Source organism: Faecalimicrobium dakarense, assembly GCF_000499525.1.
Taxonomy (GTDB): Bacteria; Bacillota; Clostridia; order Peptostreptococcales; family Peptostreptococcaceae; genus Faecalimicrobium; species Faecalimicrobium dakarense.
In genome coordinates, this window is record NZ_HG529354.1 from 1 (window position 1) to 10,245 (window position 10,245).

General features: G+C 28.9%; 10 protein-coding genes. 2 read left to right on the forward strand and 8 right to left on the reverse strand.

Annotation, left to right across the window (positions count from 1 at the left end):
• Positions 1–5: 5 nt before the first annotated feature.
• The 4 genes from BN899_RS10615 to BN899_RS19215 form a co-directional block, all read right to left on the reverse strand.
• Positions 6–200 (reverse strand): CDIF630_02480 family spore surface protein, encoded by a 195-nt coding sequence (locus BN899_RS10615; protein ID WP_052356809.1) that lies wholly within the window; start codon positions 198–200, stop codon positions 6–8.
• 65 nt (positions 201–265) lie between these two features.
• Positions 266–1,939 carry a bile acid germinant receptor pseudoprotease CspC gene (gene cspC, locus BN899_RS10620; protein ID WP_042275205.1) on the reverse strand — a complete coding sequence of 558 codons (1,674 nt, stop codon included), beginning with the start codon at positions 1,937–1,939 and terminating at the stop codon, positions 266–268.
• A gap of 9 nt (positions 1,940–1,948) precedes the next feature.
• The gene (locus BN899_RS19050) at positions 1,949–3,610 is read right to left on the reverse strand and encodes a S8 family peptidase (protein WP_147568537.1); all 1,662 of its coding nucleotides are present in this window, start codon (positions 3,608–3,610) and stop codon (positions 1,949–1,951) included.
• A gap of 17 nt (positions 3,611–3,627) precedes the next feature.
• A complete protein-coding gene (locus BN899_RS19215; RefSeq protein ID WP_161628745.1) occupies positions 3,628–5,277 on the reverse strand; it encodes a S8 family serine peptidase in 1,650 nt (549 codons plus the stop codon).
• 146 nt (positions 5,278–5,423) lie between these two features.
• Here BN899_RS19215 and BN899_RS10630 point away from each other — a divergent pair, with 146 nt between their 5' ends.
• Positions 5,424–6,557 carry an AI-2E family transporter gene (locus BN899_RS10630; protein ID WP_052356810.1) on the forward strand — a complete coding sequence of 378 codons (1,134 nt, stop codon included), beginning with the start codon at positions 5,424–5,426 and terminating at the stop codon, positions 6,555–6,557.
• 224 nt (positions 6,558–6,781) lie between these two features.
• Complete coding sequence (locus BN899_RS10635; RefSeq protein ID WP_042275209.1) at positions 6,782–7,123, forward strand: hypothetical protein; 342 nt, start codon at positions 6,782–6,784, stop codon at positions 7,121–7,123.
• On the opposite strand, the gene BN899_RS10640 is transcribed toward BN899_RS10635, so the two are convergent.
• From BN899_RS10640 to BN899_RS10650, 4 genes are all read right to left on the reverse strand, one after another.
• Complete coding sequence (locus tag BN899_RS10640; RefSeq protein ID WP_330362528.1) at positions 7,112–8,158, reverse strand: KamA family radical SAM protein; 1,047 nt, start codon at positions 8,156–8,158, stop codon at positions 7,112–7,114. The two genes, BN899_RS10635 and BN899_RS10640, sit on opposite strands and share 12 nt — an antisense overlap.
• 118 nt (positions 8,159–8,276) lie before the next feature.
• Positions 8,277–8,417 carry a hypothetical protein gene (locus BN899_RS20545; RefSeq protein WP_330362527.1) on the reverse strand — a complete coding sequence of 47 codons (141 nt, stop codon included), beginning with the start codon at positions 8,415–8,417 and terminating at the stop codon, positions 8,277–8,279.
• 203 nt (positions 8,418–8,620) lie between these two features.
• The gene (locus tag BN899_RS10645) at positions 8,621–8,827 is read right to left on the reverse strand and encodes a hypothetical protein (RefSeq protein WP_042275212.1); all 207 of its coding nucleotides are present in this window, start codon (positions 8,825–8,827) and stop codon (positions 8,621–8,623) included.
• 79 nt (positions 8,828–8,906) lie between these two features.
• A complete protein-coding gene (locus BN899_RS10650) occupies positions 8,907–10,001 on the reverse strand; it encodes a sensor histidine kinase (protein ID WP_052356811.1) in 1,095 nt (364 codons plus the stop codon).
• Positions 10,002–10,245: the final 244 nt, after the last annotated feature.

Here is a 10,245-nt window from a genome sequence, read left to right on the forward strand (position 1 = left end):
ATATATTATAATCTACTTCCATTATCTACCCAGTCTTTAGCTTCTTCAACATTGTCTAAAGATGGAATAGTCACTTTACTATGAGGCTTTAGTTTATCTATATCTGCCCAAGCCGCAGTTGACTCACTATTAGTTGGTCTATGTTTTTTTAACCTTTCATTATTTGCTCCACTTAGTGCTTTAGTTTTATCATTATTCAAAAAAATCACCTCTTTTTCTTTTATCTTAGTTTTAACCATTATTTATTTTACAATTCATATTAATTTTAAATATTCTTTGCAATGGCTTGTGTTGTACTTTGTATGTTTAAAATTCCATATCCTTGAGAGCTATTTGGATAAATAAATATCTCTTTTTTTGTTGCCCCAAGCATTAAATATGTTTTTAGTACTTGTGTAAATAAGCTTCTTCTTGCAAAAGGACTTTGTTGACCGATATATTCCATAATTAAGGCTAATGCTCCAGATACAACGGAGCTACTTACACCTGTTCCTGTAGCTTTAGCATAGTTTTGATTTATAAATGTTGATATTATATCAACTCCTGGGGCTACTATGTCAGGCTTTGTATATCTTTCTTTTACTGGACCTTTTGATGAACCTATCCACATACTATTTGTTTTATTATTATATGTACCAACAGTTATTACACCTTCTGTTGTTCCATACAATGTTATTGTTGTGTAAGAACTCGGGTCTATAAATCTTGTATCCTGGCTCATTAAATTTTTATTAGGTAGATATACGTCATAATCTCCTGTTATCATAAACTCAGGGTATAACCTTAAGGTCCATATCCCAGGCTTTATATTACCTATTCTTATCATTAGCTCTTCATTTCCTGAAAAAATCCATGGATAAGTAAGAAACATTTCAAAAGTTGAATTTTCTAAGTTGAATGTTCCTCTATACACTTGAATATCAGGAGAATATACTACTGGATCGCTCATTTCTCCTGATGGTGATATTAAAATCGAAGCAATTTTTCCTGGTCCATTTGCAGCAACTGTTATATCTAATGCTTTTTGTTCTCCAACCTGTATAATTATATCTTGAGCTGTTTTATCATTTCTAAATGTACCTTCATAGTGGATATCTGTATTACCTTCATTTCCTGCACCGCTAACTACAACTATCCCTGAACTACTTAACTCAGGAAATGTATCTAATAAATTAGTTATTATAACAGACTTTGACCTATCAGCTACAGTTAAATTTATTATTAATAATTTCTCAACTTTCTTTGATACATTTATTACGTACTTTATAGCTGCTAAAAAGTCTGTGTTTAGGTAGTTTATTCTCCCCTCTTTATAAGTTCCTTCATAGTGTCTTAGTTTAACAACTACTAATTCACTATTAATTGCTACTCCTTTATAAAGTGAGTTTAATCTTCCGTTTCCAGCTACTATTCCAGATGCCATTGTTCCTGTTCCAATATTATCCACACTTAAACTTGGGTCTTTATCTGCTATTGCCTTATTTATTTCTTCTCTACTAAATTCACTTCCAAATATCATTCCCTCTGGAGGAGATTTTTTATTACTTTCTTGATCCCAAATAGATACTATTTTACTAGTACCATCATTTCTTATAAAATCTGGATGTAAATAATCTATTCCAGAGTCTATGATAGCAACTAGTATACCTGATCCAGATACATTTAGATATGGATGATTATATATATAGTCTGTTCCCGCGGCAGTTGTTACTGTTTCTCCCCTTAATAATGATTCATCTATTTGAATTAAAGAACTTAATGCCGATTCTCTTTGCCACCATGCAACCTCTGGTATTTTATTTAGAGTTGTTTCATTAAAATTTGCAGGTACATATATAACAGCAAGTTGTTCATTTAAAATCATATATTTGTTAATATTATTTTGTGTTAAGGCCTTAACTATATCCCCTTGATAAATTATGGTATATGACGTTTCCATATTCCCTCCTTATCTTAATTGATCAAAAATATTTCTTATATTAAGAACACCATATCCATAACTATTGTTAGGATATGAGATATTGCTATCTCTTACTGCACCAGCTCTAAAATAGGTTCTTATCTTTTGAACAAATGCTTTTTCTGGATATCTCCTCTCAACTAAAACATATTGTAAAAATAAGGCAGCACATCCTGATGCATATGCTGATGCTGGAGCTGTACCTGTAATCATTGCATATTTTCCTCCTGGATACGGTGCTATTATATTTACACCTGGAGCAACTATGTCTGGTTTTTGTAATCCTGATATAGCTGGTCCTCTTGACGAACTTTGCCATAAACTACTATTTATTGTATTATAAGCTCCAACTGTTATAATATCGTCATATGTTGCCGGGTATGTTATTGTCTCATTTGGGTCTGGGTTTCTAAACTTAGTTCCAGGATCTATAAATACTCTGTTTGGCAAATATACATTATATATTCCATTTGTTATATAGTCTCCTGTAAGTCTAATTTTCCAAACCCCCCTTTTTGCACTAGTTAAACCTATTATTGTGTGTTGCTGGCCTGAATAAGTCGTTGGATAAATATATGTTATTGAATATCCCGTTGATTCTAAATCAAACGTACCTGCTATTCGAGTATAATTTGCTACATCTATCTCCTTACTTATCTCTCCTGTTGGAGTTACTATAGCTACTTTCACTATATCCGGTTTATTTATCCACACTTGAATTTCAAGATTTTCTTCATTATTTGTTAATTCAAACTCAACTTCCTTAACATCTCCCTTGTATAAAATTCTTCCACTTGTATGAGTTTGAGTATTCCCTTCATTTCCTGCTGCTGTTACTAAACAGATTCCTCTAGAATAAAAAGCTTGTTGAGTAATGCTTCTAACAGATAATCCAACAGAACTATTGGTTCCATACATTGTATCAATCACTATTGGTAGATTATTTTCCAATGCTTTTTGAGTAACATACTGATTTGCAAGAAAAGCCATAGCATTATTATAGTATCCATTTATTTTATCCATTTTGACTACTATTAAATCTGAATCTTCTGCAACTCCTGCATACTCACTATTTACTTTTCCAAGGCCAGCACATATTCCTGATATCATAGTTCCATAACCCTCTTCATCAACCGATAAAGTACTATCCTTCTTAGCTATAGCTTCATTTATTTGTTCCCTAGTATATTCTGTACCTATAAGGTATCCCTTTGGAGGATTCCCCTCTTTTGTTTGGTCCCATAAGTAAAGTATTTTTGATGTTCCATCTTCATAAATAAAATCTGGGTGTAAGTAGTCTATGCCACTTCCTATTACCGCGATTAAAACTCCTCTTCCTGTTAAAGATAGATTTGGGTTGTTTTTAAAGAAGTTTACACCTATCTCTTCATTTGCATTAACTCCATTGGCAGTTCCTTGTGTTATATTCCCTAATAAAGATAATCTTGTAGTCGGCTCATATTTTATTGCTGATGGTACAGATAGCATTTGTGTAACCAAATTATAGTTATCTTCATTTATGAAAAGAATACCAAAATCATTGTTTAGTTTACGAAATTCAGTTCCTGGGGCTATCTCATTTATCTCTGCTTCAAAGTTTGGACCATGTAAAACGTTAACCGCTTCTATACTTCCTTTTTGCCTCATCATTCTAAATTTCGGTGATTTTATTTTTTTTTTACTTTTCTAGTTCTTCTTTTTCTATACTCATAGTCCTGTATTTTATTTATATCTGCTAACTGACTTAATTCAAGAGTTGATAAATTTAAAAATCCATATCCTCTTGAATTGTTTGGATATACTAAGTCGCCAGTTCTTCTTGCTGATGTTAAAAGAAGTGCCTTTAATCTTGCTGAATATAAAAATAAGTCATTTCTATTTACAACTCCCCACTGTAAAAATAATGCACATACTCCCGTAACATGGGGCGTTGCCATACTAGTTCCACTAAGTGCTCCTGTATTTCCTCCTGGAAGATACGATACTATATCTTCTCCTGGTGCTAATATATCTGGTTTATATACACACGAATCAATATCTCCTTCTCCTGAAAATATTGATACTATATCTGTCCTAGAGTTGTAACTTCCAACTGTTATTACTCTAGATGCCGTTCCTGGAACTGTCACTGTTAGTTCTGTTGTCGGTGTTAAAAATCTAGTATTTGGACTTAATCCCTCTGATGTAGGTAAATATATATTTATATCTCCACTTACTATTTTTATAGGCTCAAAGACTATTTTCCATATACCTGGAGTTATTGCGCTATCTGATGTTAGTTGAAATGTTACTCTCCTTGTAAGTGAGTATGGTGCTATTGGAAAGAAATACCCTTTTATCCTTGTAGATCCTATTATATTTCTTACTTCTGATGATGTGAGTGATACCATTTGAGTTCGTTGATTTGATGGATTTACTAGTTGAACATTAAAGTCATCTGAGAAATTTGGCCATATATTTATGTTTAGTATTTTCTCATTTTCGCCTACTATAAATTCTACTTCTTGAGCTTTGTTTGTTAATTGAATATTTTTATGTCCACCTTTATCCCTATTGTTTCCTGCTGCTACAACTATATTATTTTTCCAAAATAAGCACATATCATCAATGTATTGTTCAAATAAAGATAATCCTCTATGTGATCCTTCATTACTTCCATAGCTTACATTTATTGCTACTGGCATTTTAAGTTCTAGTGCTCTATCAAGAATAAACTTTATTGCTCTCATAAATTCTGTACTTCTAGAAAAAGTATCGGTCAATCTATTCCCAACTCTTACAGCTATTATATTTGCCTCATTTGCAATTTCTGCACATATACCAGCTACATGAGTTCCGTGAGCACTTGTTGGAGAAATTGGAATATTACCCTGATTATTTATTGCATTATTTATATCTTCATTTGTGTATAACGTTCCTCCTTTAAATCCTTCTGGAGGATTTCCAGTTATAGATTGGTCCCAGTAGTAAAGTATTTTAGATTTGCCATTGCTGTCTTTAAATACAGGAAGTGTATAGTCTATTCCTGAATCTATAATACCTAATATTGTTCCTTTTCCAGTTAATCCACTTCTATTTTTAAAATTTGTAATTCCTGTACTCGAAAAGCTTTGAGTATCTTGTTCCTGTAGTATAAATGGTTTTTCTATATATTCTATTTGTGGATATGAAAGTAAATTATTGATTTGTTCTGCATTTTTAGCCGTTATAATCGCATATATTGGACTTAGTATTTCTACATCTACGCCTAATTCTTGCTCAAGACTTAAAATATTTCCATTATATTTTACTACAACTTCAAGTTCTATAATAATCACCTCCGATATAATTTAATTTTTCTACTAATATATATATGTATTAAGCCTGTTTTTATTGTATAATACTGATATTGATTTAATTTTTTGATATAAAATTTTTATCTAATTTTAATTAAATCTATATAAATTGATAAGGATGTGTTATTTTGAAAAGTTCAAAGCTTCATTTAAATATTATAATTACAGTGGTTATATCATATATTTTGATTAAACTTATCGATAGTTATCAATATTTTTTCAGTGTAATTAACTTACTTCTATCGCTACTTACGCCATTTGTAATAGCATTTATATTAGCTTATATATTTAATCCAATTATAAGCTTTTTAGAAGATAAACTAAAATTAAAAAGAATCTTATCTCTATGTATTACATATGGTTTGATTTTTATTTTATTAGTATCTTTTGTATTATTTACTGCTCCGACTATAATAAGTAGTTTGGCAGATATTGTAAGCCAATTTCCTTTATACGCTTCAAAAACCCAAGATTTCGTTATAGAACTTGGCAATAGCTTAAAAAATGTTGATCCTAGTACGTTAAAAGACTATGGAGATAAAATTATGGCAGCTATGCCTGAAATTAGTAATCTGTTAATTGGGTACATAGGACAAATATTTAATACAACTTTTTCTGTAACAAAGTTTATAGTTCAATTTATACTAGCATTTATAATTTGTTTCTATATTCTATTAGAAAAAGAAAGCTTTTTATCTTTTTCTAAAAAAGTTCTTTACGTATCACTTGGTAAAAAATATGGAGACTTCTTATTAGATGTTGGACGAACTCTAAATTCAAATATAGGAAAGTATTTTACAGGTAAAATACTTGATTCATTTATTGTAGGACTTTTATCTATGGTTGGGCTTTATTTCTTAAAATCTAAATATGCCTTATTATTTGGTACATTAATGTTCTTCTTTAATTTAATACCTTATTTTGGTCCTGTACTTGGTATGGCTCCTGTGGTTATAATAAATTTATTTTATAATCCATCTGTAGCTTTATTCTCTTTAGCTTACTTAGTATTAGTTCAACAGATTGAAGTAGCTGTAATAGAACCTAAAATAGTTGGTGGACAACTAGGTCTTAGTCCATTTTTAACTATTCTTGCAGTTACTGTAGGTGGTGGATTTTTCGGTATACCTGGTATGATTTTATCTGTACCTATAATCGGTGTAATAAAAATATACTTAGTTGAGTTTATTGAATATAAGCATAAAAGTCTAAATAACGATAGTGATATTAATATTGATATTGACATAGATATTAATAGTTAGAAAATAACCTTACTTATATAAGTAAGGTTATTTTTTATTCTACTAAATTATAGGTTATTAATTATACTTCTGTTTATTTTTTACATAAATTAATTACGATATTGTAACTATAAATTACAAGTATGTAACTGTTATATTTACTTCCTATTATGGTAATATTTATATATAGAAGTTGTACCTTAAATGGTATAAATTTAATATAATTATGAAAGATGGTGTTTAATTTGAAAAAAGCAATTATAATTTCATTTATCTTATGTGGATCTTTATTTTTATTTAAACCTGTAACTCAACTAATATTTGCAGAAAATAACCAAAATGCATCTATAGTAAAAAATCATATATTAACTCAAGAAGAAGCTAAACAACTTCTTTTAAATTATAATAATAAAGTTGATTACATCTTCCAAGGTTATGCTAGTCAATTTGATGCTTTAAAATCTAAAAATCTTCAAGGTTATGTATTCTTACCTGATGTAGATACTGATATTGGATATTTTGTTGATAAAAATACTTCTGATATCTACTTCTTCCATCCAAGTGGATACCTTGAATTAGTAAAATAAAAAAGAGTGGATATTATCCACTCTTTTTATTTTATTCAATAGCATTTTTATTATAGATTTAATATCTACAGAAGGTTCATCTCCAATTTTTACAACTTCGCCCTCCCAAGTTCTTATCATCATATAATCAGTACCCTTTGATATTAAATATTGAGGTAATAATGGAGTTTTACCTTTTCCTTTTGGAGCATTTACTATATATGTTGGTATAGCCATTCCTGATGTATACCCTCTTAAATATTCCATTATCTCAAGACCATCATCTACTGATGTATTAAAGTGTTTTGTCCCTTTTACATGTTTACTATGGAATATATAATATGGTTTAACTCTTATTTTTAATAGCTCTTGATTTAGACATCGCATTACGTATTTATCATTATTTATACCATTTAAGAGAACTGCTTGATTCCCTAAAGGAACTCCTGAGTTAGATAGTTTTTCACAAGCTTCCTTAGTTTCCTTTGTTATCTCTATTGGGTGATTAAAATGAGTATTTATATATATTGGATGGTATTTTTTTATCATATCACAAAACTCATCTGTAATTCTTTGAGGCATAGTAACTAATGTTCTAGTACCAAGTCTTATATAATCAACATGAGGTATACTTCTAATTTCACTTATAATCCACTCTAACATATCATCTTTAAGTGTTAGCGGATCTCCTCCTGTTATTAACACATCTCTTATCTCTTCATTCTCTCTTATATAATCAATTGATTCTTGTATTACCTTTTTGCTTCTATGACAATCTTCTTGTCCAATATTTCTTCTTCTTTGACAATGTCTACAATACATTGCACATTCATTTGTTACATTTATTATTAATCTATCTGGATATCTTCTAGTTATACTACCTGCTGGATTTGTGAATTCTTCTCCCATAGGGTCTAAATCATCTTGAGCATCATCTAGCTCTATATGCATTGGTATCGACATTAGCTTTATTGGATCACATATATCTTCTGGGTCTATTAAGCTTAAATAATATGGAGATATCGCCCATCTGAACTGACTTTGGACTTCTTTTATATGATTTTTTCTTTTTCTGTTAGCTTAAGCAGCTTACCTAATGTATCTGCATCTGTTATTCTATTAGATAATTGCCACTTGTAATTATCCCAGTCTGACTCACTGCCTCCTAGTACTTCTAATATTTTTTCTTTCTACTTTCTATTTCTTTTTGCTTTTCTATACCTTTAGGTATACTCGATTTTATACTAATATAATCCTCTATCCTTGACTTAAGCTGAGACGCTCTTTCTAATGAAATTTTAGTTTCTTCATTCATAAGTTTTAATACCAAGTTATATTTCTTGGTACTTCCCCCTTTCCTATGTTTCTTACCTCATCCTAAAATTTCATTAATGCAATAATGCTTACATTAATGAAATTTTAGTTTTATTTTAAAATAAATTCTAACATAAAGAAAAACGTTTTTCAAGTTTTATACGTAAAAACCCCGTATATTAAAAATATACGAGGCTTTTATCATTACTTACTTTCTTCTATTTTTTTGCTCAACCTACCAAGCATGTTTTTTGAGAAATCCGATATATCCTCAGGAACACACTTATATGTTGCTAATATACTATAAATTTCTATAGCTCTTTTATAGTCTTTTTTTCCTGTGTATGATTTAAAAGCTTCTTCAGCTAATCCCTTTGATGCTTTCGATATTTGCTCATATCTTCTTCTCAATCTAACATCTCCCTTAAAATACAGTATATAAAAATATATGTATTTTTAAACCACATTATTACAAAGGGGTACTCTTAATTTATCTATATATATCAGAAAATTCTATTTTAATTTTTTCTACTCTGTCTAATTCATTTGAATTTATAGGATATTCTAGTTTTTTATTCGATTTAATATTTGGTATTTTAACTGTGAATTCTGTCCAACTTCCAAATGAGCTATCAACACTAACGCTCCCATCATGTAACCTCACTAGTGATTCTACTAAAGAAAGTCCTATCCCGGTACCTTCTTTTATCATACTTCTTTCATCGTTTAGCCTTACATATTTTCCAAATATTTTATTTATATTTTCTTTCGATATACCTATTCCATTATCTCTTACTACTATATTTACAAAGTCATTATCGCTTGATATTTTTAGTAAAATATTACCTTCATCTTCTTTTCTAAATTTAATTGCATTTGATATTAGATTCAGAATAATTCTTTCTATTTTTTCCATATCAAAAGCTACTACTAACTCTTCTATATCTGTATCGAATATTAAAGTCATGTTATTCAATTTAATAAAAGAATCTATTGACTCACATATATTTTCTATAAATGAAACTATATCATGATTAATAGGATTATACTCATCATGACCTATATCTATTTTACTATCATCTACTATATTATTTACTAGTTTTAGCATTCTGTATGAGTTTTGATTTATTATATTTAGATATTTACTTATATCTCCTTTGGAAATATTGTCGTTGTCTATTTTCTTATTTAAAAGTTGCATAGAACTAAATATAAGATTAAGAGGTGTCTTAAATTCATGAATTAAATTTGACAAAAAATTCATATGTGATATGTCACATGCCTGTTCCTTAATTATTTCTTCTTTAATTTTAAACCATATTATAACTTCATTTTCTGATAGTTTCTGTGATTCTAATTCATATTCAACATCTATATTTTTTATATTTATAGTTTTAGATGTATCTTTAATAGTAGCTTTTACTAGACTTTGTATAGTATCATTATTCTCTATATCTCTAATCTTTGTATAAATATCTTCTTCAAAATTAATATTACTTTCTTTTATTCTATAATTACTATTTTCATATCTAATTATAGTAAAAGGAATAGGACATCCAAATAATAATTCTTTATACTTGTACATATTTCTCTATTCTCCCTTTATAAATATATAAAAATTTCATATCGCCTGTATATGGCTAAATTTTATCCCTTTAAAATTATGTATATAAACCTTTATAAATCCCCCGATAATTATAAAGTTTATCATTTTTAATAGTATTTGTGACTATATGATTAAATTATAGCACATTGTTTTACAATATTCATCTTGTAATTTATTTTAGTTTTAAAATATTTTTTAATTTTGATATTATAAATAATATTTT